The 25,577-nt window shown below is 46.6% G+C and carries 18 protein-coding genes; 2 read left to right on the top strand and 16 right to left on the bottom strand.

From position 1 onward, the window contains the following. Positions 1-36: 36 nt before the first annotated feature. From KSZ58_RS09185 to KSZ58_RS09120, 14 genes are all read right to left on the bottom strand, one after another. Entirely contained in the window at positions 37-1,365 is a 1,329-nt protein-coding gene (locus KSZ58_RS09185) for an FAD-dependent oxidoreductase (protein ID WP_040014051.1), read from the bottom strand. 535 nt (positions 1,366-1,900) lie between these two features. Continuing rightward, on the bottom strand, positions 1,901-2,485 hold the full coding sequence (locus tag KSZ58_RS09180) for a uracil-DNA glycosylase family protein (RefSeq protein WP_009269506.1): 585 nt from the start codon (positions 2,483-2,485) through the stop codon (positions 1,901-1,903). 8 nt (positions 2,486-2,493) lie between these two features. Beyond that, positions 2,494-3,918, bottom strand: coding sequence for a deoxyguanosinetriphosphate triphosphohydrolase (locus KSZ58_RS09175; protein WP_008819189.1), 1,425 nt, complete (start codon positions 3,916-3,918; stop codon positions 2,494-2,496). A 589-nt stretch (positions 3,919-4,507) separates the two neighbouring features. Beyond that, positions 4,508-7,111 (bottom strand): translation factor GTPase family protein, encoded by a 2,604-nt coding sequence (locus KSZ58_RS09170; protein ID WP_009269507.1) that lies wholly within the window; start codon positions 7,109-7,111, stop codon positions 4,508-4,510. A gap of 510 nt (positions 7,112-7,621) precedes the next feature. Continuing rightward, a complete protein-coding gene (locus KSZ58_RS09165) occupies positions 7,622-8,974 on the bottom strand; it encodes an MATE family efflux transporter (protein ID WP_008819191.1) in 1,353 nt (450 codons plus the stop codon). Positions 8,975-9,113: 139 nt separating this feature from the next. Beyond that, positions 9,114-9,824 carry a hypothetical protein gene (locus tag KSZ58_RS09160; RefSeq protein ID WP_009587949.1) on the bottom strand — a complete coding sequence of 237 codons (711 nt, stop codon included), beginning with the start codon at positions 9,822-9,824 and terminating at the stop codon, positions 9,114-9,116. Continuing rightward, positions 9,814-10,521, bottom strand: coding sequence for a flavodoxin family protein (locus KSZ58_RS09155; protein ID WP_009269508.1), 708 nt, complete (start codon positions 10,519-10,521; stop codon positions 9,814-9,816). Before KSZ58_RS09155 ends, KSZ58_RS09160 begins: the two co-directional genes overlap by 11 nt. Before the next feature lies 1 nt (position 10,522). Further along, on the bottom strand, positions 10,523-11,152 hold the full coding sequence (locus tag KSZ58_RS09150) for a TetR/AcrR family transcriptional regulator (protein ID WP_009269509.1): 630 nt from the start codon (positions 11,150-11,152) through the stop codon (positions 10,523-10,525). 298 nt (positions 11,153-11,450) lie between these two features. Next, complete coding sequence (locus tag KSZ58_RS09145) at positions 11,451-12,869, bottom strand: amidophosphoribosyltransferase (RefSeq protein ID WP_008819195.1); 1,419 nt, start codon at positions 12,867-12,869, stop codon at positions 11,451-11,453. 635 nt (positions 12,870-13,504) lie between these two features. Further along, positions 13,505-15,298 (bottom strand): ABC transporter ATP-binding protein, encoded by a 1,794-nt coding sequence (locus KSZ58_RS09140; protein ID WP_008819196.1) that lies wholly within the window; start codon positions 15,296-15,298, stop codon positions 13,505-13,507. Next, entirely contained in the window at positions 15,270-17,081 is a 1,812-nt protein-coding gene (locus tag KSZ58_RS09135; RefSeq protein ID WP_008819197.1) for an ABC transporter ATP-binding protein, read from the bottom strand. The genes KSZ58_RS09140 and KSZ58_RS09135 overlap by 29 nt, the downstream gene beginning before the upstream one ends. Positions 17,082-17,269: 188 nt before the next feature. Continuing rightward, positions 17,270-18,241 carry a sensor histidine kinase gene (locus KSZ58_RS09130; RefSeq protein ID WP_009269510.1) on the bottom strand — a complete coding sequence of 324 codons (972 nt, stop codon included), beginning with the start codon at positions 18,239-18,241 and terminating at the stop codon, positions 17,270-17,272. Then, positions 18,229-18,918: a LytTR family DNA-binding domain-containing protein gene (locus tag KSZ58_RS09125; protein WP_008819199.1), complete on the bottom strand. Its 690-nt coding sequence runs from the start codon at positions 18,916-18,918 to the stop codon at positions 18,229-18,231. The genes KSZ58_RS09130 and KSZ58_RS09125 overlap by 13 nt, the downstream gene beginning before the upstream one ends. A 216-nt stretch (positions 18,919-19,134) precedes the next feature. Beyond that, positions 19,135-19,692 (bottom strand): TetR/AcrR family transcriptional regulator, encoded by a 558-nt coding sequence (locus KSZ58_RS09120; protein WP_009269511.1) that lies wholly within the window; start codon positions 19,690-19,692, stop codon positions 19,135-19,137. Between the two features lie 512 nt (positions 19,693-20,204). Between KSZ58_RS09120 and KSZ58_RS09115 the strand changes: the two genes are divergently transcribed. Both KSZ58_RS09115 and KSZ58_RS09110 read left to right on the top strand, forming a co-directional pair. Continuing rightward, complete coding sequence (locus tag KSZ58_RS09115) at positions 20,205-20,906, top strand: ABC transporter ATP-binding protein (protein WP_009269512.1); 702 nt, start codon at positions 20,205-20,207, stop codon at positions 20,904-20,906. Between the two features lies 1 nt (position 20,907). Beyond that, positions 20,908-23,391, top strand: a complete 2,484-nt coding sequence (locus KSZ58_RS09110; RefSeq protein ID WP_242411042.1) for an ABC transporter permease — start codon at positions 20,908-20,910, stop codon at positions 23,389-23,391. A gap of 494 nt (positions 23,392-23,885) precedes the next feature. Here KSZ58_RS09110 and KSZ58_RS09105 read toward each other — a convergent pair whose 3' ends face one another. Both KSZ58_RS09105 and KSZ58_RS09100 read right to left on the bottom strand, forming a co-directional pair. Continuing rightward, positions 23,886-24,701, bottom strand: coding sequence for a Cof-type HAD-IIB family hydrolase (locus KSZ58_RS09105; protein ID WP_009269514.1), 816 nt, complete (start codon positions 24,699-24,701; stop codon positions 23,886-23,888). 244 nt (positions 24,702-24,945) lie between these two features. Next, a complete protein-coding gene (locus KSZ58_RS09100; protein WP_009269515.1) occupies positions 24,946-25,242 on the bottom strand; it encodes an MGMT family protein in 297 nt (98 codons plus the stop codon). Between the last annotated feature and the right edge of the window lie 335 nt (positions 25,243-25,577).

Here is a 25,577-nt window from a genome sequence, read left to right as displayed (position 1 = left end):
CTGCCTCATTTCTTTCGAATGCTTTAAACCGCTTTATCAGCTGAATAAATCATTCAGGGCCTCGCTCATCGTCGGATGTGTAAAGATGTGATTTCCGACCTCCTGGTACGTCAGCCTCTGATTCATAGCCAGCTGTACAAAATTGATAACCTCCTCAGATTCTGCGCAAAACAGTACACAGCCTAGAATCTGATCTGTTTTTGTATCAATAACCGCCTTTAAAAGACCATCGGACTGTGAAATGACATTCGCCCGTGGAATTGCGGCGGCTGGCATGGAAACCGTTTTTACGGCATAGCCCTGTTCCCGTGCCTCCTGTTCGCTCAGTCCCACACGGGAGAAGGTTGGCGAAATAAATACGGAATAAGCGATATGACCGCGATTTTTTGTAGTTCGCTGCTTGTTTCCGAAGAGATGATCCTTCACAATGCGATAGTCATCCAGAGAAATGTAGGTAAACTGCAATCCACCCTTTACATCACCCATCGCATATATATGAGGCACACTGGTTTGCAGATACTCATTCACGATGACATTGCCGCGCTGATCCAGCTTTACTCCGGTGTTCTCCAGATGGAGCTGCTTTGTATTCGCACTCCTTCCGGCCGCCAGCAGGACTGCATCCACTGTAAGCTTCTGCTGTATACCATGCGCATCATCATACGTAATCACAACCTGTTCCCCGTCATTGGCAAACTCCTTTACACTGCTTTCAAATACGAAGCCTACCCCCTGCTTCTCCAGCACCTTCTGAATCTCATCCGCAACATCCTGATCCTCACGCTTTACCAGACGGCTTCCATGCTCAAATACAGTGACTGTGCTTCCATAGCGTGCATACATGCTGGAAAACTCCAGACCGATGTAGCCGCCGCCGATAATGGCCAGCTTCGCAGGAAGACTGCGTTCCTTCATCATTTCCGCACTTGTGTAAATATGCCGTGCCTCGTGTATCCCCTTTATATTGGGAATGTTTGAAACAGAACCGGTATTGAGGAAGATATAGTCTCCATAGAGGGTTTCATCCACACCTGCCCCCTGTACATGTACCTCGTGGTCGCTGACAAAGGAAGCCTTTGCCGTGATGACATCGACCGGCTCCAGAGAATCCAGCTTGTCAAAATTTTTCTTTCGCAGCTTCTCGATGAGTGCTTCCTTGCGCTCTACCGCCTGCCCATAGGACTGCTTATCTGCCTGTATGATCAGGGATTTTGAGGGAATGCAGCCTTCGTTGATGCAGGTACCTCCATACATCTGATTTGATTTTTCAATCATTGCCACCCGTTTTCCCTGTTTTGCCATATATCCGGCAAGGGTCTTTCCACCCTTTCCAAAGCCGATGATAATTGCGTCGTAAGATTTCATAAATACCTCCTGCAGCATGTGTTTCCCTGCTTTACATTCATACTATACCATAGTAACTTTATTTTTTAAAGTGATTTGCATAAAGAAAGTAAACTTTTTTCCTGTTTATGGAAGATAACACAGAAATCTGCTTGCCCCTGCCGGATGTGCAAACAAACAGGCACAGCAGGTTCCTTACTTAATGCACCATAGCAATCATCTATACCGTCTGATAGATACAGCTCTTTTATTTTCTGCAATGGCTGCTTTCAGCGCCTGTATGCCTTCCCACATCACCGGAAGCCGCTGAACCTTATTGGTGGTTTACTTTTTCACAAATAAAAAGGGAGCACCCGCATGCTGCTTTGTGCAACAAGCAAACGGCACTCCTTATCCTAAGCCCTACTGCTGTATAACATACCTGTGCAGGACTGCTCATGATAATACAGAAAGCCTTACATCCATGCAGTATGCCCATTGTATGGCATCCTGCTTCCTGCAATTCTTAATTGTCTTCCCGATAGAATATGGTGATATCCAACAGGAAATCCTGCCTTCAAAGCTGCAAAGCCCTATGTATCAGCTTTCGGATATGCAACAGGCGATCCGCTTCGAACTGCGGATGCTCCTTCATCCAGCGTACATTGAGTGGAGATGGATGCGGCAGCACCAGAGCCGGCTTTCCACGCAGCTGCTGATCGTGAAATACGAGCTCCTCAAAGCTTCGTTCGGGAAACAGCTCCTTTGCGGCCATTGCCCCGATGATGATATACAGCTGATTATCCACCGCGTCAAGCTCACGCATAAGCCAGGTTCTGGCACAGATTCTGGGAGGCTTTTTATCTCCCTGTTTCCCCTTTCCCGGATAGCAGTGTCCCATGGAAGCGATATAGAAGTTATGCTCATCATAAAACTGCGCATCATCGATTTGATACCATTCCCTGCGCAGCTTTTTCCCACTGGCGTCATGGAAGGGCAGACCACTGTTATGTACATGAATAGAGGGTGCCTGTGAAATCTGCATGATGTTTGCGTCCTGCGCCCCCTGAAAAATCGCACGCGGCTCATGGTCAAATTTTCCTTCACAGAGCCGGCAGGCGCATAGCTCCCTTTTCAGCTGTTCAAAGATTTCCTGCTTCATAGCATCACCTAGATTCCTTTCAGCTCCTGATACAGACGGATTGCATAGCTGTCTGTCATGCCGGCCACAAAATCCGCTCCCAGCAGTAAACGCAGATACAGCCGTTCGCCATCCTCCTTATCCTGTGCAGTATACTGATAGGTATTCAGGTAGTTTCCGGAAAGCAGATCAATGTATTTTTCCTGTATTTCACTCATGTTCAAGCCGCTGTCATAGGGCAGCAGTGCATCCATGAAGCGATCCAGCAGAAAGGTGATGATTTCATTCCCCATCAGCTCGAGCTTTAGTATTGCGGCATCATTATAAACTCTGTCAAAGGCGAATTGCTTCAGACTTCGGATCAGCTGTCCTTCCTTGCTTACCGCAAGCAGCTCCTGATCAAATTCCCCGTTCATAATCGCATCATAATGCTTCAAAAATGCATCGGACACACCGGAAATACTGAACAGCTGTTTCTTTGTCAGCCATGTGAAAACTGCGTGCTGATAAGGATCGAAGCCCTTTTCACTCGTTTTCTTCAGCTGGCGTCCTTCCTCCAGCCCCTGCCGCAGCAGCTCCGCTCCCCGCTCATCCTGCGCTTCCACGATTACATCCAGCAGCTGTTCATAGGAATACAGACCTTTTTTATAGCCATCCTCCAAATCCGCAAAGGTATAAGCCAGATCATCTGCCGCCTCCAGTATAAAGCACAGCGGATTCCGGCAGCCCGTTGTACCGGTATTCTGTTTGATTTCCAGAAACTGATCCGTTTCACTCTGATAGTAACCGACCTTTTTTCTGAGCAGACTGCGCTTTGATTTTTCCTTTGTATCCTCTGCCAGCTTTTCCAGAGAGTTCACCGGGTACTTGATAATCGTATCCATAACACTGCTGGTCAGATGCATGCCGCTTCGTCCTGTAAGACGGTGCAGCTTTGTGATTATACGCAGCGCCTGGGCATTGCCCTCATAATACAGAAGGTCTGCCTGCTGCTGCTCATCCAGCCATGCCTGTAAAGGCCGTTGCTTGAATTGTAACAGGGATAGATTTTTCTCAAACCAGTTGCGAATTGCACTTTCTCCAAAATGACCGAAGGGAGGATTGCCAATATCATGCAGAAGACCTGCACAGTTGAGAATTTCAATAACCTTCAAGGAATCCGGCTGATCCCCGGCAGGTGCCAGCTGCTGATCAAGCACCTGTATGCATACCTGCTTGCCAATCAGCTTTGCGATGGAGGATACCTCCAGAGAATGCGTCAGTCTTGTGCGCACAAAATCACTGTTGTCAAGCGGGAATACCTGTGTCTTATCCTGCAGTCTGCGAAAGGATGCACTGCGGATGATCCGATGATAGTCACTTTCAAATTCACTGCGGTATTTCTCTGCATTTGCGGATGTTTTCTGCGGAATCCGTGTTTCGCTTGTTATGCTATTCCATGATAGTCGGTGCATGGTCTTACCTCCTTTTAGGCCGGCACACCCAAACACAGGTACTCTGAATAACGCCTGTATCAGGATAAGCTGCCGCCATATGCTCTTGCCCTTTTTTCTATTTTATCACACTCTGCATCCTTTTACCCCTGTCATACAAAGAAAAAACACAGGACTGCTGTGTATACCGTTTTTCAAAAGCTTTCTATTCCGGCACACAGAAATGAAGCCGCTGTAGAATCATAGCGGGTATTTGCTTTTCAGAAACCAAGCGCATACCATGGTTTTGTGGTCCTGCACGAATGAGAAATTTAAGCAGTCTGCATGCCGGCACAGATAGGGTCTGCTTTGATTCCATGGCATTTTCATTTATATACTCTGCAGCATGAAGGTCTCTTTTTCGTTTTGTTCAGCCCTGTTTCCTTCTACAGCGGATAGGCTTGTGTGTGCATGATGGATATGAAAAAACACCGGTAGAAAGGCGATACATTGCAGTATCATCTCTTACAGCGGTGTATTTTCTAAATCAAAAGGCGCTTATGCCTGCACAATCTTCTGCAGAAGGAACCTTTGACGCTTCCATCATACCATGTTTTCCGGTGCTTTTGTTTTATGATTTCATTTCCTCATCAGCATCCTCAATCCGGTATTCCCGCAGTTTTTTCAGCGGCTCCGCACCGCCGCGCAGCTGCTTCCGCTCAAATTCCTTTACCGAGGTGTTCTTCATGCGCAATACCTCGGCATACAGCTGGCGGGATGACATACGGGATGCCCCCTGTCCGCTGGCAATCAGCTGTTCCATACCGTCAGAGGTTGCCACAGTTACACGGAATTCACTCGCAAGCTGATGCGTTGCCTGTTCAATATACATATCGGCTGTCTGCGCCTGTTTTGTATACACAACATGAATCGTTCCCTCTTTATGAGAGGAGCCGATACCTGCTTTTACCTTATAGGCATCAAAGACAAGAATCAATTCACAGCCGCGATACCCCTGATAGCTGCACATGATGTCGATCAATCGATGCCGTGCCGCATCCAGATGCTCTTTTGCCATGGCTTTCAGCTCTTCCCAGTCGTGAATCACATTATATCCGTCCACCAGCAGGCATTCCGGGAGCGGCTGACAGCAAATGTTCTGTTTTTCCAAATCTATAATATTCGAGGCGGGTTTCGTTTTCTGCGGTGGTCTTCGCTTGATCGGACCGTATGTACGGATAAAGATTTCCTCCAGCTCCTTTTCATCCACAGGCTTTGCCGTATAGCTCTGATAGCTTTCCCTTTTCAGCTGCATACGGCCCCAGTCACTCTGCATATGCATATGCTGCTTCACTTCATTCCAAGGCACATAATAGCCCGCTCCATGAGAACAGAAGATGGAACCACACGGATGATCCATGTCTGCATCACAGTCATATGCCACTTCCTTCAGCACATCCTCCTCATCTGCGCACGCCTCATAGCCCTTCAGTGTACAGAACAGGCGTCCCTTCCCCTTGGTATAGGCATATACCTCCTGTGGATAGCTCTGCAGCTTCCGTACCGGTGCACTGCCGCTGATGACACTCATCTCCCCACTGTCCTCCTGCAGGGTAAAGGTACCGTGAAAGCGCTCGATGTCAAATACCGCACGGCTGACGCAGGAAGGGGGAATGCGAAGGGTAAATTCATAGTAAGGCTCCAGCAGTATGCTTTCTGCACTGCGCAGTCCATGCCGCAATGCCCGATAGGTTGCCTGCCGGAAATCTCCACCCTCGGTATGCTTTTGATGGGCACGGCCACAAAGCAGGGTGATTTTCATATCGGTAATGGGAGACCCGCTCAAAACGCCGACATGCTCCGTTTCCTGCAAATGACTCAGAATAAGACGCTGCCAGTGACGGTCCAGCACCTCATCCTTACAGTCACTTTCAAAGAGCAGACCGCTTCCTCTCGGCAGGGGCTCCAAAAGAAGATGCACCTCTGCATAATGACGCAGCGGCTCATAATGGCCAATCCCCTCAACTGTGTTCAATATCGTTTCCTTATATACAACACTGCCCTCATCAAAGTCCACTGCGGTATGATAACGCTCCTGTATGGTATGCTTTAATACCTCGGTCTGAATATCCCCCATCAGCCGTACATGCAGCTCTTTCAAATGAGTATCATAGCTTACATGCAGCTGTGGATCCTCCTCCGCCAGCTGGCGCAGCTGCTTCAGCATGACAAAGGGATCACAGCCCGTTGGAAGCTGCACACGATAATTCATAAACGAGGTAAGCTGAACCTCCTGCCGACTCCTTTCAAAGCCAAGACCATCTCCTGCATGAAAATCGGTCAATCCCTTTACTGCACATACACAGCCGCTGCATGCCTCCTCGCAAAGCTGATAACGGGTTCCGGAGTACAGACGAATCTGATCGACCTTTTCATCCTCCGCAAGCTTCGTTTTTACCTTGAGACTGCCGCCGGTGATTTTCATATGCGTCAGACGGTTTCCATTCTCATCCCGACTGATTTTAAATATCCGGGCACCAAATGCTTCCGGATATGCCGGAGCCTTTGTACAGGAGTTTAACATATCAAGAAATTCCTGAATTCCTTCCATTTTCAGTGCAGAGCCGAAGCAGCAGGGAAAGATGGTTCGCTGCGCAACCGCATCCGCCAGCTGCTCATCGGTAATTCCTCCTGTTTCCATATAGCTTTCCAGCAATTCATCACTGCACATGGCCAGCTGCTCCTGACATGCTTCATCCTGCAGGGTAACATCCACACAATGCTCATCCAGATGCCGTTTCAAATCCTCCATGATCTGTGTGCGCTCTGTATGGCTGACATCCATCTTATTCACAAATACGAGAGCAGGAACATGATAGTGCTGCAACAGCTTCCAGATCGTTTCCGTATGGGACTGTATGCCATCCAGTGCATTGATGATCACCACTGCATAGTCCAGAACCTGCAGCACCCGCTCCATTTCTGCGGAAAAATCCACATGTCCCGGTGTATCCAGCAGGGTAATGCGTGTATCCTTCCAGTCAAAGATTGCCTGCTTGGCATAAATCGTGATACCGCGATCCTTTTCCTGTGCATCATAATCCAGAAAGGCATTTCCATGGTCCACCCGTCCCAGCTGACGAATACTCCCGGACACATACAGCAGACTTTCCGACAGCGTTGTTTTGCCGGCATCCACATGTGCCAGCATTCCGATATTTATATTGTTCATCATTTCACTTCTTTCATAGTATCCAGCGTAAAGCATCACGTATTGTTGTTCTTTCTGAGCTGCTCTTTTCATTATAAGAGTTCTGAGGAAAAAAGAAAAGAATTTTGTCAGCTTCCTAATCGATGGGGCGTTATCCGTTTGTAGCTGCTCCCTGTCAATAGCGAACAGGCAATTTCATATTTCACCGTACGTTCTCGGCAGATATCGCATGAAGCAAAAGCCGCTGTATTCTTTGCCCTACAGCTGTATGCTTCCTTAATGTTATAAAAACCGCATATAAAAAGAACAGCGTGCCCGCATGCAGGTTACCTGTTCCTTCATTCAATATGTATGTTCATCTCTGTAAAGTCTTTTCAGCTCAGTATGTCATCATGCCCGGATTTGAAGCGTTTTTTGAAGCCGTTTGGAATTAAAAGGCAAATATTTTGAACTCCTATCCTGCAACTAGCGAAAAATGTCATAGCTACTATGACGCGCATACAGGCCTTCCGGTTGGAAACAAGTGTGTGTGTCTCAGGCCGCCTCGAACGCATGCATCCAGTTCACCTTACGATAATATAGGAAGAAGGCGATGGAGCTTAAGGACCATGTCAGCGGATATACCCAGTATACAACGGCGATATCATTCAAAAAGTGAATCATAACCGTTAAAAAGGTCACTCGCACCACACACCAGAACAGCAGCATGACAATCATTGGTACCATGGATTTTCCGGCACCGCGCAGTATGGCGGATATGCAGTGTGAATAAGCCAGCAGGAAGAAGAACATTGCCGAGGTTCTGGCTCTCTCGGTTCCAAACATTACCACCTGCGGATCATTGTTAAAGGCAGCTGTCAATAGCGGTGCCCCCAGAAAAATGACAATTCCGATCACCTCTGCAATCGCCATGGAGCACAGCATACCGAATTTTGCGCCCTTTTTCGTACGTTCGTATTGACGTGCCCCCAGGTTCTGACCGACAAAGGTTGTCAGTGCCATGGTGAAGCTGGTAATTGGCAAAAACGCAAACCCCTCGATTTTTGAATAGGCTCCGCATCCGGCCATTGCCATTTCCCCAAAGCCGTTGATATTGGATTGCACGACCACGTTGGCGATGGCGATGATGGAATTCTGAAGACCGCTTGGCAGACCATAGCGGATAATCAGTGCGAGCATATCTTTGTGAAAGCGAATTTTGCGCAGGGAAAGCCGATAGCTGTCCTTTGTCCGCAGCAGCCGGTTCATACATAGAAATGCACTGACGAATTGTGAAAGAATTGTCGCAAAGGCCGCAGAGCCAACTCCCATATGAAAGACGACAATCAATACGATGTCCAGCACGATATTGATAATTGATGAAATGATCAGATAATTCAGCGGATGTCTACTGTCACCTACCGCCTGCAGGATGCCCACAAAGATGTTGTACATGACAAGCCCCAGAGAGCCCATAAAATAAATGCGGAAATAGGTTACCGACTGCGGCAGAACATTCGCCGGTGTATCCATCCAGATCAGAATCTGAGGTGCCAGAAGAACGCCGAGCACCGTTAGAACCAAACTGGAAACAAGACCGAAGGCGACTGTTGTATGAATCGCCCGCTGCATATTGTCGATATCTCTGGCTCCAAAATAACGGGCAATCACAACCCCTGCACCGATTGCGATACCGTTGAAAAAGCCGACCATCAGAAAGATGAGATTTCCCGACGAGCTGACGGCAGCCAGTGCATTGCTGCCAAGAAAATTTCCTACAATCAATGAATCCGCTGTATTGTACAGCTGTTGAAACAGATTTCCCAAAAACAGAGGAAGGGCGAAGAATATGATTTTCTTCCATATCGTTCCCTCTGTCATTAAATTTTTTGATTCCTCTACCTCCATAAATTTTCTACTCTCCCTTTTTAAATGCTAGTATTTATGATACTCACACGATGCTGCTTCGTCAAGAGCAGATTTTGATAATCCAAAAATACCCGGCTGTTTTATGACCTTTTGATCCTTTACAGCAGCGTTATCCCATTCATTTGTTTCTATATTCTTCTTTCAGTGTCTTATGGAACAGTTTTTTCTTGTGTTTTCGGCAGCCGTCAAGGTCACAGTTTTCACAGGTAAGACGTGCATTGCTGCATTTGTAAAAGCGCTCCGGATGCAGTGCATGTCGAATTTCCCAGACTATCAGGGACAGCACACCGAGCAGAACCAGTGTGAGGGTGAATACATTGGGAAAGAAGATCAGAAAGCTGTATTGGAAGAAGGAGTCCCAGTTGTAGATTCTGCATTCCATACAGCAGTCCGGACGAATGAAGATGGAATGAAACGGGCACCAGCCGAATATGGCGAAGAATACGGAAAAATTGGAGAGAGTAAACAGGAGGAATATCCAGATCCGATCGAGAAGTCCGTTGCAGTACAGATACCCGGGGATGGCGAGAAAGGTCAGCCAGAACAGCATTGCGCCGGCAGCACGCCGGTCATAGCTGCGTTTTTCCGTGAGAAGTACCTGCGCTGATTCCTCCCCGGCCTCATAATTTTTCTCAAACTGCCGACCTTTATACAGGGTGGTATTGCAGAAAGACAGCATATCCTTTATCGGAAACACGCTAAAGTAAAGAAACGCGGCAGCATAAACAGGGAAAGGAAGCGAAAAGGGCAGATTTCTATCAAACAGCATACAATAGCAGGCAAATGCAAGTAGTGCACCGGAAGTAAATACACGTATTCTATTCATCATCCGTCCATGGACGACTGCGTCCAAGCCAGTCCCGTTCCTTCCAGTATTGATAGTCCAGCTCGCCTGCCCCCATCCCGTGCTTTTGCATCTGCCGCATCGCATGAAACAGCAGCTTCTGTTTCCAGCTGATACGCTTATGGTGCTGCTTTCGTTTGATACGGCTGGCGAGCTTTGCAAGATCTGTCGTCAGTCTTCGTTTGATGTTTTCGGGTACTGCCTCCCATGTAGTTGCCATGGATCGAAAGCCATAGCTGCTTATATGGGATATTCCCCATCCTGTCAAACTTGTGCGAATATCCTTTGCGGCTTTTTTCATCCCGCTGCCTGCACCGGAGGCTAAGATTACCGCCTGCTTATGATACATGGAAGGCAGGGGACGATGTACAACGAAATTTAGAAAGCAGTGATCCAGAAATGCTTTCATGGAACCGCTTGTCCGCAAGCAGTAGGTAGGGGTTGTAAATATAAGTAAGTCTGCTTCTTTCATTGCCTTCATAATAGGAGCCATATAGGCTGTGTGCGGGCAGAAGTCCTCTCCCAGCTCCATGCAGCGATAACAGCCGCAGCAGAAATGCGGCATATCCTTAGGTAAATAAAATTCATGCAGGGCTTCCACCGGCAGCTGCTCCAGCAGCAGGTGTGCCGCATGCCACGATGACTGCCTGTGATTCTGACCATGTAGTAGCGTAACCTTCATATCAGTCACCCTTTGTAGAATTCAGCTTCAGAAATTGTCGAATGTGCTGCTGAAGCAGTTCGATTGCCGTTCGTTCATACTGTGGGTTGGAATCGCATAGCTGAAGCAGCAGAAAGATTGGTGAATAAAACTGCAGTGCCGTAATCTGCGGATCAAGCGGCTTCAGAATACCTGCTTTCATCAAGTGCTGAAAGATCACTGTCTGATATGCAATTGCATCATCGAAATACTGCTTCTGGAATAGCTTGGCTAGTCGTTGATTGTGATAGCGCTCCATATTCAGCATTTTGCGAAAGCTGCTCTCATACGCATCGTGAAGAAAATAAGAAAACATATGCACGCCCATATCGACAAGCTGGTCATCCGTAATTTGGGTATACAGCTTTCCGTCTTTCTTCGCATCACTGCCATTGATCTGCATACCGGCAGCGTGCTGTGCATAGCGCTTTTCCATTTCCTTTATAATGGCAAGGAAAATGTCCTCCTTGCTTGCATAATGCTTGTATAAGGACGGTGCCTGTATGCCTACTGCCTTTGCAATCTGTGCGACACTGATTGCATCATATCCATATTGTGCAAACAGATGCAGAGCCTCTGTACGGATACGCTCCTTTGTGGATAACTGCTTCATAGCTATTCTCCCTTCAGCTAACACTCATTAGCCTTTCTACTGTCAGTATAGGCTAATAATCGTTAGCTGTCAAGCACATACGCTGTATTCTTTTTGTTTGTGAAAGCAACTGGCTCTTTTGTCTTACTGCAGTAAATTACACAGAAAGCAATATTGCTCCTACAAAAAAAGGAGATACGTATGCCTGACTTGCATCAACTGCATAGGTATCTCCATTTCTTTATTATTTCGAAAACAGGTAAGGTGTTCTCATTATCCGCTCTATTCTCCTTCAGAAAGCAGACGAAGCCTCTTTTCCCTACTCCTCGTCGTCTTCCTTGCCATCCCAGCAATATGTACACAGCTTGCATTTATCCAGTCCGATGGATGCAATCATATCGTCCAGACGGTGATAGCGAAGGGATGTGAAGTTGGAGCGCTGACGGATTTCCTCACACATCTTCTGATAGCGTTCGCTGTCAGGATCTGCGTATTCCGCCAGTACCTCACTCGATACATCATCACCCTCCAATTTGCGGATGACTCTGCGTGTAATCAGATCCATTTCCGATTTTGAGCGTGAAAAATTAAGATATTTACAACCAAAGATAATCGGCGGACAGGCTGGACGGACATGTACTTCCTTCGCACCGCTTTCATATAAGAATTCCGTAGTTTCCCCAAGCTGCGTCCCCCGCACAATGGAATCATCTATTAACAGCAGGCGCTTATCCCGAATCAGCTCCTGTACCGGTATCAGCTTCATCTTCGCAATCATATTCCGCTGCATCTGTCCTGTTGGCATAAAGGATCTCGGCCACGTTGGTGTATATTTGATAAACGGTCTTGCGAACGGCACGCTGGAGACATTGGAATACCCTACTGCATGTGCAATTCCGGAATCCGGAACACCTGCGACACTGTCCACCTCTACATCATCACGACCGGCAAGCAGCTCACCACAGCGGTTTCGCATACATTCCACATTGACTCCCTCATAGGTGGACGTCGGATAACCGTAATAAACCCACAGAAAGGAACAGATTTTCATTTTTTCCCTTGGTTTCTGCAGTACCTCAATACGCTCCGGAGTGATGAAGACAATTTCTCCGGCTCCCAGATCACGGTAGTGATGGTAGCCCAGATTCAAAAATGCACTGCTCTCGAAGGTTGCGCAGAAGCCCGTCTCCTTTTCTCCAAGAACGATTGGTGTTCTTCCAAGTAAATCCCTTGCCGCATAAATACCATACTGTGTCATCAGCAATATGCTCATACTGCCCTTGACCAGACTTTGTACATACTGCAGGCCTTCTACGATGGTTGCCTTGTGATTGATTAACGAAGCAATCAGCTCTGTTGGATTCACCTCTCCGGTACTCATCTCCAGAAAGTGTGTAACCCCGCGTTCAAAGCATAGACTCTGCAGCTCTTCCAGATTGTTGATACGGCCAACCGTTGTGATGGCAAAGGAGCCCAGATGGGATTTTACCAGAAGCGGCTGTGCCTCATTGTCTGAAATACATCCGATTCCAAGATTTCCATCAAATTCCTCAATATCTTTTTCGAATTTCGTACGAAACGGAGAATTCTCGATGTTATGAATGGCACGGGCAAAGCCCTTTTCTCCATGTATCGCCATTCCTCCACGTCTCGTGCCCAGATGTGAATGGTAGTCTACACCAAAAAACACATCCAGTACACAGTTTTCTTTTGAAGCTACTCCAAAAAAACCGCTCATATCTTACCTCCAATTAACTCTTTCTTTTCTTTTTGCGCATAGCACAGATTCATTTTAACGCTTTTTGCCCCGTATGAAAATAAAAAGATAGTTTTTTTTACATTTTTTTCTAAGCTGTAGTGGCTGTTTGCCGTTGAAATTCTGAGAAAGCCTGCACAAACTATAAGGGATGTCATAGCTGATCATAGACATTGTTTCAGTTTCTCCTACTGTACGGCAGCTGTATGACTTTCTTTCTGAAATATTGGTGATTCATCACATTCTATACATGATGCTCCAGCATATGGCGTGTATGCATAAGTGTTCTTAGAACAGTGTATCCCCATCGAATTATGGATGAAAGTACTGTCACAGTCCGATTTCAAGCTGGTTCTTCCATATATCTGATATCAGATACGCTACGGAAATCGTCTTGACTTCGTTAAAAAAGAACCTCACAGGGAAGTTCTTTCTCATTGCTTTGATTTACTATCATGAAGATATACAGGATCATCCTAAGTGCATGCTATCAAATAATTTTCTTCTGCTTTCCTATATCAAGCATTAGGAGGCAGTCATTTTTCAGACTTCTCTTTTCAACACCGGAGTACCATGCCGAGCAATGTTCACGTATAAGGAATTTATCAGGAACAGCATTACTCACTGTAGTACTCCGCCTGCGCATTCCAAAGCTGTGCGTACACACCATTTTCCTTCAGCAGAGTATCGTGTGTTCCCTCTTCCTCCACCTCCCCCTGTTCCATAACAATGATGCGGTCGCAGAATTTACAGGAGCTCATACGGTGGGAGATATACAGGGTGGTTTTTCCTTGTACCAGCATATCGAAATGCTCATAAATTTCCGCCTCCGACAGCGGATCCAGTGCGGCGGTTGGCTCATCCAGTATCACAAAGGGAGCATCCTTATACAGGGCTCTGGCAATGGCCAGCTTCTGTGCCTCCCCGCCAGACACATTCACACCGTTCGCATAATCCGTAAACAGAAGACTATGCTCCTGATCGGTAAACGACTTGATGCGCTCCCATATATCCAGCCGCTGCAGGACAGACGCAATCCTTTTGGCGTTTGGTGCCGATGCTCCTGCGACATTTTCATCCAGCGGATAGGAGAATAACGCAAAATCCTGAAATACGACAGAGAAGATACTTGTGTATTCCGCATAATCGTACTTTTGAATATTAATACCGTTCAATAATATTTCACCCTCACTTGGATCATACAGCCGGCAAAGCAGCTTCACAATCGTGGTTTTTCCGGCGCCGTTCATCCCCACAATCGCCAGCTTTTCCTTTAAATGAAACCGAATATTCACGTCATGCAGGACATCGTTTTTCTGTTGCGGATAACGGAAGGAAACATGACGGAATTCAAACTCGTATTCTCCGTCATCCCGCTTTTCAATGGGAAGCGTTCCATCATAATGCATATTGGGAAGGTGCAGAAAATCATAAAATGCATTCAGATAGGAGAGCTGATGGCGAAGCTGTGCATAGTCTACCTGAAATTGTGCAATCGCATCCACTGCCTTCAGGATGATGCCAGCCATATACAATACCTGTCCGATGGATATAATGGAGCGCATAGCCAGGGTAGCTACATAAATGTAGGCACTGAAGGAAAGTACCTGCCCCAGCAAATCACTTTGAAACAGCAGCTTTCCGTTATCCTTTCCGAAGCTGCGGAAAGCCGGATCCTGCATAAGCTTTTCATTTTTCACTTCAAACAGCGGATCCATATGATAAAGACGGATTTCCTTAGCCGTTTCCATCCTGTAGAACAGACTCCACAGGTAATTAACCAAAGCATTGTTATGATCGTTTTCCTTACAGAGCTTTTCCAGCAGCGCACCGTGCTTCTTTGCGAATGCATTCTTAAATAGCAGAAATACAGCCAGAACTGCCAGCAGAAGAAGAAGGTATATATCCCAGGTGCGAATCTGCAGCATCAAAGTACCTAACGCAAGCAGTGCCAGAAGAATCGTACAGAGTGAGGAACTGCATAATGCGAAATTCTCGATTGCAGAGTCAATCTTACCGGAGCCATTGCTGGAATTCCGTGTTCTTCTAAGCGTATCCATGGTTTCCTGTGTTTCCATAAGCTCATATTCCATGCGCATCGCCTTATACAGCAGCTTCTGATCAATTCGCTGTACCGCTGTACGACAGATGACCTGAAGACGGTTATAAAACGCCTTTGCCAGCAGGGAGCAGATCAGTACCCCTGTGCACATGAGAAGCGCCGTTTGAAATGCAGCTGTATATTCTTTTACAATCAGCTGATTCAAGATTTCTGCGGAGTAATACAGGGTAATGAACGGAGACAGCGCATTTGTAATTCCATAGCCACCCCAAATCCAGACAATATGCGGATTGCTTAAGCGAACAATACCGGTAAATTTTTTAATTTCCTGCCATGCATTCACATCCATCACCCTCTTCCTCATAATATTGCGATTGTGCCTGAAACATCGCCGCATAAATTCCCTGTTTTCCCAGCAGCTCCTCATGGCTTCCCCGCTCTACGATATGTCCCTGATCAAGCACGAGAATTTCATCACAGAATCTCGTGGAGCTGAGCCGATGCGAAATGAACAGACTGGAGGTTCCCTGTGTCAGCTCGTGATAGCTTTCATATAGCGCTTTTTCTGCAAGTGCATCCAGCGCCGCAGTTGGTTCATCCAGCAGTAGACATCCAAAGTCACGATACAGCGCTCTGGCCATAAACAGCTTTTGCTTCTGACCTCCGGACAGCTGAATCCCATCCTCTTCGATATCCTTGCCAATATGCGTCAGCTCTTGCTGTGGAAGTGCGGATATAAAATTCCAGAGTCCGCAGCGCTTCAGGCAATCCTTCACCCGCTGCAGATCGGTATCGGTGATATCCTGCATGCTTACATTTTCCGCAATGGAATAGCTCAGCATCACAGCGTCCTGAAAAATCCCTGTGATATGTGCGTACAGATCATCCAGATCCAGCTCACGTATATTCGTGCCGTTGATATAAATGCTTCCCGCACTTGGTGTATAAAAGCCTAGAATCAGCTTTACGATTGTGCTTTTTCCGGCTCCGTTTGCGCCGACCAGTGCAAGCTTTTGTCCCGCATGCAGAGTAAAGGAAATATCATCCAATATGCTTCTATCCTGATTCGGATAGGAAAAGGATACATGATCAAGGGTGATCGTTATCTCTTTCTGATCCAATTTGACACCGCTGCCATGATGCATCCTGTTTTTCATTTGCAATGCCGTACGCATCCGGTTAATGAGCACATTGTTTACCGACATTCTCGCATAGCTTTCCTCCACCTTTTTAAACCAAAGAGAAAAACCGGAAATAATACCGAGATAAAACACAAACTCATCTATTGCCATTCCTGCAATCAGCTGATTGATCAAGAATGCATAGCAGGCGATATCACGCACAAAATCCAGCAGAATTCCCAGTGTATCCACCAGCATATAGGCACTGTAATCCCTTGCGCGAATACGGGCAATCAAACGGTTTACATGTTCAAATTTGTCATTGATCCAGTCCTGCAGCTGATACAGACGAATATCCTTGCCTGCCGCTGTATCGTATGCAATCTGATTCAGGTAGCGCGTTTCAATCAGATAGCCGTCCAGCTCAGGGCGGTGTGAATATTCATAATGTCTGGCGATGGAAAACAATGCATACTGCAAAACCACGAGCAGAAGCAGACCTAGGACGAACAATATACTGAGTCCAGAGCTTGCAAGTGCATACAGTATCAGTCCCAGAAGCGATGTGGCAAAGATGATGAAGTCATGGAACATCCCCTCCTGCCCGTTGTTATTGGTTTCGATTGCCTCTACCGCGTCCTCCAGTATTTTCTTGTATTCCTCATTTTCCAGTAAAGCATAATCCAGATGGGCTCTTCCCAGATATACATTACGGACAAAATACAGTCCACGGCTTTTGATAAACGCAAATGCATTGTATTCGTTTAAATAGCTGACCAGTCCCTGCAGGATCCCATACAGCAGCAACAGCCCTCCCAATACAAATACAAAAGTTGATAATGAGCGCTCCTTCAACAGCAGATTTATAATCACACTGGGAATCAGTACAGAAATAAAGGGGACAATTGCGCCAAGCAGTATATGAAGCTGCATGCTCCAAAAGGTGCTGCGGTCAATTTTCCATAAAATGTTAAGCAGATACAGCATATTTCCCGGTATCGTTTTTTTCATATTCTCACCTCACATCTGCAGTATAAAGCAAAAGCTCTCAAAAATAACAAAACGTGCACGAATTGCAGATTTCCGTACACGAATGGTTGTAGCCCCTCTCCATTACAGGATATGGCGCAGTTTGAAAGAAACCGGATCATGCCAGTGCAGAGGCTGATGCATACAGAAGGAATGCCTCATCAGTGTTCTTACAGCATTTTCCTTCCGAGTATTTCAGATTCCTGCAGCGGCAGCATAATCTCTGTAGTAAATACCCCCGGCTCATTTTTTCGCTGTATAAAGCCATCATATTTTTCAACAATCAGATCCATACGCTTTAACCCGTGTCCGTGATTGCCGCGTTTCCTTGTCACATAGTCCGCATCCAGCTTACGCACCACTTCACTGGTGGCGTTGGTACAGGAGATATACAGCTGTCCCTTGTACAGACCGATATACAGCCGTAAAAACGGCTGCTCCTTTACCTTTGCACAGGCCTCCACCGCGTTATCCGTCAGATTTCCCAGCAGAGCACACATATCCGTATCCTGAAACGGTATGCTTTCCGGAACGCTAGCTTTCACATGGATATCGATTCCCTGCGCCAGTGCCAGAGAAAGCTTGGAGTTGAGGATTGCATCCATATTGGCATTTCCGGTTTCCACCAGCTGACGGATATCATCCAGCTCCTGTTCCAGCTCATTCAGATAACCGAGAGATTCCTCCACCTCCGCTTTCCGCAGCTTCGCCTTGAGATTCTGCAGATGATTATGATAGTCATGCCGCCATGCACGCATGGTGGTATACATATGCTCCACCTCCTGCACCTGCCGGTCAAATACCTTATTCTGATATTCCTGCAGCTGCTGTTCATAGCTGCGGATCATCAGCTTATCATAGAGTACGAGCACAAGCTCCATCAGTGTCCAGACAAAGGGGGCATACGAAAGCGGCCAGGTCAGCAGGATAAAAACGGGTACGATGATATGCAGGATATACTCCCCGCCTGTATCCAGGATAAAAATAAGCAGAAGAAATGCGGCATACAGCCGGCGATCCCCTGTATACAGGAGTGCAAAAAAGACGATCAGGGAAGCTGCGCCTTCCAACAGCAGTCTGTTTCTCTGCTTCCGCAGCAGCCACAGGTGAACCAGCAGCGGCAGCAGTATCAGAATCTGCATAACAAATCCCGCTTGCAGCGCTTCATAATTTCCTCCTGCACCCGCTGCTTCATACCTCTGCTTACCGGGATGCATTCCTGATTATCCAGCACACAGCCATCCTTGCGCAGAGCATGGATGTGATTCAGATTCACACAATAGCTGCGATGGCAGTTCAGAAAGTCGCTGGAAAGTCCGGCACATTCCTTTTGAAAGCTGCCCTTCATGCGGAAGATTCCCTTGCGGTGATGACAGCGTACATAATGTGCATCACTTTCCAAATAATAAATATCCTCCTCGTACAGCTTGCGCAGTTCTCCATCTATGGACCATAACAGATACGCTTTCGGTGCTTCCAGCTGATCCAAAAGCTGACAAAGCTTTTCCTCCTGTACCGGCTTCAGCCAATAGCGGACAGCATTTACCTCATAGCCTTCAAATACGAAGGATGGATCATTTGTCAGAAACACAAGATAGGCGTGTGCGTCCTTTTCCCGCACCTTGCGGGCTATCTTTAAACCGTTCATACCCTTCATTTGTATATCCAGAAACACAAGATCATAGGGCTGCTCCTCCCATGCGAATAGAAACTGCTCTCCTCCGGGAAACAGCGCAATGCTGTGGCTGCCCAGCTTCTGCAGGAGTGCATGCAGCTCCAAGGCTAAATCCTGCTCATCCTCTACAATAGCTATCCTCATATCGTCACCCTCTCATCTCATTTCATAATTCATGCGCAAACCTCATAAGACAGTTCCATGATTTCCTGCAGCCTGTATGCATATATGCAATTCACAGCTGGCTCGATCATCCTATATACATGTGGATAATCCGCAGACAATTTCACGGTTCTGTATGCGCAGCATCCGTATGCATATGCTTCCTGCATACATTCCTGATTGCCTGCAATACTGTGTTCAGGCTTTCCAGCTGAATGGCAGTATATTTGATAACACAAAGCTGATAAACTGATCAATGGGAAGCGGCTCCTCCTCTTTGACCCAGCTTGAAATTGCGGCAAGCAGACCACAGAGGTAAAATTCCTCCAGAAGGCTTTCCTCCTGCTCGGTACAGGGATGCTGAATTACATACGGACGCAGTACCGGCCATATCATTTCCCGCAGCTTCCTGCTGAACTGGTTGCTGGAAGGGTCCCGCAGCAATACACTTACATAGGCGGAATATTTCCTGGCCAGCTCCATAATCATGCTCATATGATTTTTTAACCCGGACAGCTCGCTTTCTCTTGCTGTTTCAAGAATCTGCTCAGATGCCTGCAGCAGCTCGGCCTCTATAGATGCAAAGATATCATAGACATCCTTATAGTATAAGTAGAAGGTTCCCCGGTTATAGCCTGCCAGATCTGTGATTTCCTTTATGGTGATTTTATCGATCGGCTTACTGGAATAAAGCGTCCAGAAGGCTGAGCGCAGATTGTCCTTTGTCTGTTCTGTAATCTGCGGCTGTTTTTTCATGGTGGTAGTTCCTTTCTTTACGCAGCACTATTAGGAAAACCCTTGACGTTTATAGGGTGGTACACACGTATTTCCTAAGCAAAGCTGTTTCGTTCTATGCCGCTGTCGGGTTGCTTCTTGTATGGTAAGACGGCTATGCTGGCATAGAATCGGATGGAATAACGGGAATACATACTTCTGTAAGAATCGTTTGCTGTGTAATTTATAACACTGCAAAACATGTATGTGGCACTTATGTATGATTTTGCTGGTAAACGTACAGATGAGGAACGCGTATCACGGGAATAGGGCTTGCGAATGAACACCATAATCAAAAGCGTAACAGCGGTATCGCATATTCTCATTTCTAATCATGCAAGGCTGCCTGTACAGCGTTTCTTTTACACTTCACCTTGCTTTATGATACCATGCCGGCCACTGTATTTCAATCACTCAACAGCATGTCGCATATTGTTTATTGATACGCTTTACATTCCATTTTATAATAGTTCATAGGAATTATGGAGGACTTTATGAGTGCATATATCACATTTGACAACATCGCAAAGCATTATCACAGTGCAGATGTCGTAACCAGAGCCCTGGACGGTGCCAGCTTTACCATAGAGCAGGGCGAGCTTGCGGTCATCCTGGGACCATCGGGTGCCGGCAAGACGACGGCATTGAATATTCTGGGCGGTATGGATACCGCTACCAGCGGAAAATTGCTTGTGGATGGCAGAGATATCACCGCCTGCAATCGCAGACAGCTGGTGGAATACCGGCGCTATGATATCGGATTTGTATTTCAGTTTTATAATCTGGTACCAAATCTGACTGCCCTTGAGAATATCGAGCTGGCAAACCAAATGAAGAAGGACAGCATGGATGCAGGTGAAATTCTGAAGCTTGTCGGACTGTCCCATCGAAGCAGTAATTTCCCCGGGCAGCTTTCCGGGGGAGAACAGCAGCGGGTTGCCATTGCCAGAGCCATTGCCAAAAAGCCGAAGCTGCTGCTCTGTGACGAGCCGACCGGTGCGCTGGATGATCAGAGCGGGCGGATGGTTTTGGAGCTGTTACAGAAGCTGAGCCGCCAGGAAGGGATGACCGTACTCATCATTACGCACAATGCGGCCATTGCCCAGATGGCGGATCGCATTATTCGCTTTAAAAATGGTACAGTCAGCGAAATGGTACGCAATACACCGCTGCCGATTTCCGAAATTGCGTGGTGAGATGATGAAAGCATCCAATAAAGATATCCGCAGAACGATATTCCGCAATAAGAAGCGCTTTTGTTCCATCCTGATTATCACTGCGCTTGGTGTCATGATGCTGAGTGGTCTGAAGGCGGCCTGTGACGATCTGCGATACAGTGCGGATCAGTTTTACGATGAACAGCAGGTATTCGATATTCAGGTTGTGTCAACGATGGGGCTGAACGAGGACGATCTTGCGGCATTGCGAAAGGCGAATGGGATCGAGCGCGCAGAAGGCGTCTATCGTGAAACGGTGTACACCTCCGTAAATGGCAGTTCACAGAATATGGATGTGCAGACACTGGGCGGACAGTTGAATACACCTTATCTCCTGAAGGGGAGACTGCCTGAAAACGAGAAAGAGATTGCTGTTTCTAAAACCTATGCGGATGACAGCGAAAAAACAATCGGTGATACGATTCAGTTTCATGAACCATCGCAGATTAGAAGTACTTACACCATATCGGCCATCGTACAGGACCCTTCGGATTTGAATAACAAAGACGGGGCAGCTTCCTTTCGCTCCATTTCAGCCAGCCGTTATGTATGCTTTATCAGGGAGGACGGTATTTCTTTCCCTGCATATACGGCAGCCTATGTACAGGTGAAGGGCAGCCGGGATATGGCGTCGTATTCCCAGGAATATGAGGCGCTGATCAAACGGGCAAAGAAAACGCTGGAACAGGATGTGAAGCAGCAGCAGGAGGACAGACGCTATGACGAGCTGGTGGAGCAGATGAAGCTTGCGGCATATGCAGTCGATCCGCAGGCCGCTGCCCATGTGGATACCTCTTCCATTCAGCATCCGAAATGGTACATCCAGGATCGTTCATCACTTTCCAGCTATAGCAATATTGAAAGTGATGCGGCTTCCATCGAGGCGGTTGGTACAGCCTTCCCTATTGTATTTTTTACGGTTGCGATTCTGATTGCGTTAACGACAATCACCAGAATGGTTGAGGAAGAACGCCTGTTGATCGGCACCTACAAGGCGCTGGGGTTCCGAAATATAGAAATTATGAAGAAATATCTCCTGTATGCGGGGAGTGCCTGTCTGCTGGGAGGTATCATCGGGGATATCGGCGGATTCCTTCTGCTTCCGAAGTTTGTGTTCCGTATCTTTCAGACATTATACCTGATTCCGAATTACAGTCTGCAGTTTGACGCATGGTATGGAATCGGTGGAATTGCATTGTTTACTGGTGGGATACTGGTTGCCGTGTGGATTGCGGTTCACGAAGAGCTAAAGCATATGCCGGCTGTACTGATGCGGCCTAAGGCGCCACGAACAGGCGCAAGAGTTCTGCTGGAGCGGATTCGTCCGTTATGGAGAAATCTGACGTTTTTGAATAAGGTTACGGCAAGGAATCTGTTTCGCTATAAGAAACGAATGCTGATGACGGTGTTCGGGATTATGGGCTGCAGTGCGCTGGTGCTGTGTGCCATGGCGATCAATGATTCCGTCAGTGCCTTGATTCCGAGACAGTATGAGCATATTTACCGCTATGATCTCATGGTGATGACGGATGAAGCGCATGTATATCAATCGCTTTCAAAGAATGATGAGGTGAGCGAGTGCATGGCTCTGCTGGTGGATAATGCCACAATCAAGAGCAGCGGAAATAAGGAAGAGCGCGTACAGCTGATGGTCTTTTCCAAACAGGCGGATGTGGCTTCGTATCTCTCACTGGAGGATTTGAACGGTGATCCGGTAACGCTTGAGGAGGGCGATGTATATGTGACACAGAATGCATCGCAGGTTCTGGATTTTTCTGTGAAGGATACGATACGTGTGCAAAACAGCGATCTGAAGGAAGAGCGTGTAAAGGTCACGGGGATCGTTCAGAATTACCTGGGAAATACGATTTATATGAGTGAAAACACCTATGAGAAGCTGTTCGGCTCTTATGAGGATAATGCAGTGCTGGCGAATTATAAGGGTAAGGTCAGTGAACTGCAGAAGGACAGGTATGTGCAGAAGCTGGAGGAGCGGGATGATGTGTTGTCTGTTGTAAGCACTTCGTCGATGCAGAATGCATTTGAAACCTCCTTTTCCCTGATAACCTCGGTTGTGTATCTGATTTTAGCCATGGCTGCCGCTCTTGCCTTCGTTGTTCTGTTCACGTTGTCGACTACAAATATTTCAGAGCGGGTACGGGAGCTTGCGACCATCAAGGTGCTGGGCTTTTATGATAAGGAAGTGCATTCCTATGTGAATAAGGAGACGCTGCTTCTGACATTGCTGGGTATTCTGGTTGGGCTTCCTGCCGGTACGATACTTGCGCAGAGTCTTACGTATGTGCTGAATATGCCGTCCATCCATTTTGCGGTGACTATACGCCCGATCAGTTATCTGTATACGGTGCTGTTATCCTTTGGGTTCGCTGTTGTTGTGAATCTGATTACAAACCGTGTACTGAATCATATTGATATGGTGGAGTCTTTGAAGAGCATGGAGTAAAGGAACAGCAATAGGTGTGAATCTAAACGTGTTGATTGGCATGTTTATTGAATTTTGTGTGATAATAACAAGAGGAAAGAATTGTGTAGTAAAAAAGTATCCGATGGCGATAGGATTTATTCCTGTTGGAAGTGAATCCTTACGGATACTTTTTCTATGGGCTTTATCGTGTTTTGTGCAGGCTGTGTTCTTTGGATATGCGTTCGTTTGTAGATCGTCATAAACCAGGGATTCCTACAGGTATGTTATTGTCAGTAATGGTGATTGAATGCTGCGTTTTCTTGTTCATATGAAATTACTGATCCTGCAGAGGGGGGATGTTAGAGTCTGCATGCAGGCTGCAACAATCCAATGAAGATGCGTTCCTGTATGTCTATTGTGTTTAGGCGGATAAGCGAGAGATATTTACCTGTATGCCTCTGTTATTTCAAGAAATGCTCTTTCATGTATCTGGCAAAGCGGATAAGCGAGAGATATTTATCTGTATGCCTCTGTTATTTCAGAAAATGCTCTTCCATGTATCTGGCAAAGCCGTCTTCATCATTGCTGTATGCGGTGATATCATCTGCAATTGCTTTGGTATCATCGCTGCCATTGATCATACAGACACCCAGACCGCTGTATGCCAGCATGTCATTGTCATTGGTCGTATCGCCAAAGGCAACGACCTCTTCCGGTGTTATTCTGTTACATTCACAGAATTTTTTCAGTGCATAGGCTTTGGATACCCGCTGATCTGCAAATTCAATGAGGGTCGGCTGTGTTTTGAAGCCTTTATAGTAAGGAGATGGATGTTCGTTCAAATACTGTTCGATTTCATCCACGATATCTTCTTTGACACGATACATGATTTTAGCGTTTTCCTGCTCATACATGACAGAGAGAGAGTCCACGACAACCATATGCTTGTCACTGGTTAGGGCGGATTTGCGCATCTGTGCATCATCGCGTTCACAGAGCAGGCAGTCATCGCGATAGATAAAGCAGTTGGAATCAAAGGGCTTCATCAGCTCCATTGTTTCTTTGATCCACTCCTTTTTCATTTTAAAGTAGCTGTATTCCTTTTGATAAAGGTTATCCCAAAGCTCGGAGCCGTTCATGCCGATCAGGATATCAAAGGGGTATGAGATTCCCCACAGTGCTGCTTTTTTTGCCAGTTCATCCAATGGCCGGCCCGATGCGATGCCGAAGTAAATTCCTTTTGTGTGAAGCTGATGGATGACAGCTCTTGTTCTCGGTGTCAGTTCTCTTTCGGAAGTAACGAGGGTACTGTCAATATCACAGATAACCAGACGTATATTTTTTTCCATAATCGATTGCTCCTTGGCTTGTAAAGTTTGCGGGGAGAATTCCCCTGTCAGTTACATTATAAGACACTTTTTCCGAATCTGTTAGCATGAATTCCGGAAATGATGGTTTCTCATTAGAAACTGCACGGTTGATGTATGCTTTTTGAAAATAATTTGTCACTCAGCAGTTGGGAAGTTCACCCGTCAGGTTATGCGTGCCTCTGTTTGGGTTTTGCTGGTGGTTCTTTTGATAGAGGTGCTTGCTTTATATCTTCCACTGACAGGCTTTGAGATCAACGTTTCCGTTTGGTTTAAAGGTGACGCCCTCGTCTATGAGAAGATTTTTCTGTTCATCCCAGTCCGGAGCCGTTCTGCCTGCACTGTTAACGACGCGATGGCACGGGTATTCGCCATACAGGGTGGATGCGGAGAGAATCTTGCCAACCTGCCTGGCATTACGCTCTCTGCCGGCCAGCTCCGCAATCTGTTTATAGGTTGCGACGCTTCCTTTGGGTATTTCCGATACGATTTCCAGTACGATATAAATAAAATGCTCATCCATATGGGGACCTCCGATTTTTTATATGAACATGATTACAGTTTTGACTTTCCTGTTATCCTGCCTTACATACCTGCATTAGCGAATACATCTTCCAATTCCAGAATTCTCTCCTGAAAGCATATCATCCATGCTTCCTATGCTGAGGAACCAGATTCTTCCACAGTCCGTATAGCTTCACTTAGCATGAAAATCATATCCTGTTCCTTCATGTTTGAAATTACCGCTTTTACAGACTCAGAATTCTGATTCAGATCCTTAAAAATCACCATCCATACATCAGGTGATACTACAATTTTCTTGATAAGTAAATCAGCATTTGTAGCTTGGTTTCCACA

It is taken from the genome of Erysipelatoclostridium sp. DFI.2.3, assembly GCF_019132535.1.
Taxonomy (GTDB): domain Bacteria; phylum Bacillota_I; class Bacilli_A; order Erysipelotrichales; family Erysipelotrichaceae; genus Clostridium_AQ; species Clostridium_AQ innocuum.
This window is presented reverse-complemented; position numbering and strand designations above follow the sequence as displayed.

Excerpts from the sequence above, each read along its gene's own strand:
- KSZ58_RS09185 (WP_040014051.1), bottom strand. The coding sequence starts at position 1,365 with ATGAAATCTTACGACGCAATTATCATCGGCTTTGGAAAGGGTGGAAAG.
- KSZ58_RS09180 (WP_009269506.1), bottom strand. The coding sequence starts at position 2,485 with ATGAAGCAGGAAATCTTTGAACAGCTGAAAAGGGAGCTATGCGCCTGC.
- KSZ58_RS09175 (WP_008819189.1), bottom strand. The coding sequence starts at position 3,918 with ATGCACCGACTATCATGGAATAGCATAACAAGCGAAACACGGATTCCG.
- KSZ58_RS09170 (WP_009269507.1), bottom strand. The coding sequence starts at position 7,111 with ATGATGAACAATATAAATATCGGAATGCTGGCACATGTGGATGCCGGC.
- KSZ58_RS09165 (WP_008819191.1), bottom strand. The coding sequence starts at position 8,974 with ATGGAGGTAGAGGAATCAAAAAATTTAATGACAGAGGGAACGATATGG.
- KSZ58_RS09160 (WP_009587949.1), bottom strand. The coding sequence starts at position 9,824 with ATGATGAATAGAATACGTGTATTTACTTCCGGTGCACTACTTGCATTT.
- KSZ58_RS09155 (WP_009269508.1), bottom strand. The coding sequence starts at position 10,521 with ATGAAGGTTACGCTACTACATGGTCAGAATCACAGGCAGTCATCGTGG.
- KSZ58_RS09150 (WP_009269509.1), bottom strand. The coding sequence starts at position 11,152 with ATGAAGCAGTTATCCACAAAGGAGCGTATCCGTACAGAGGCTCTGCAT.
- KSZ58_RS09145 (WP_008819195.1), bottom strand. The coding sequence starts at position 12,869 with ATGAGCGGTTTTTTTGGAGTAGCTTCAAAAGAAAACTGTGTACTGGAT.
- KSZ58_RS09140 (WP_008819196.1), bottom strand. The coding sequence starts at position 15,298 with ATGGATGTGAATGCATGGCAGGAAATTAAAAAATTTACCGGTATTGTT.
- KSZ58_RS09135 (WP_008819197.1), bottom strand. The coding sequence starts at position 17,081 with ATGAAAAAAACGATACCGGGAAATATGCTGTATCTGCTTAACATTTTA.
- KSZ58_RS09130 (WP_009269510.1), bottom strand. The coding sequence starts at position 18,241 with ATGCAGATTCTGATACTGCTGCCGCTGCTGGTTCACCTGTGGCTGCTG.
- KSZ58_RS09125 (WP_008819199.1), bottom strand. The coding sequence starts at position 18,918 with ATGAGGATAGCTATTGTAGAGGATGAGCAGGATTTAGCCTTGGAGCTG.
- KSZ58_RS09120 (WP_009269511.1), bottom strand. The coding sequence starts at position 19,692 with ATGAAAAAACAGCCGCAGATTACAGAACAGACAAAGGACAATCTGCGC.
- KSZ58_RS09115 (WP_009269512.1), top strand. The coding sequence starts at position 20,205 with ATGAGTGCATATATCACATTTGACAACATCGCAAAGCATTATCACAGT.
- KSZ58_RS09110 (WP_242411042.1), top strand. The coding sequence starts at position 20,908 with ATGATGAAAGCATCCAATAAAGATATCCGCAGAACGATATTCCGCAAT.
- KSZ58_RS09105 (WP_009269514.1), bottom strand. The coding sequence starts at position 24,701 with ATGGAAAAAAATATACGTCTGGTTATCTGTGATATTGACAGTACCCTC.
- KSZ58_RS09100 (WP_009269515.1), bottom strand. The coding sequence starts at position 25,242 with ATGGATGAGCATTTTATTTATATCGTACTGGAAATCGTATCGGAAATA.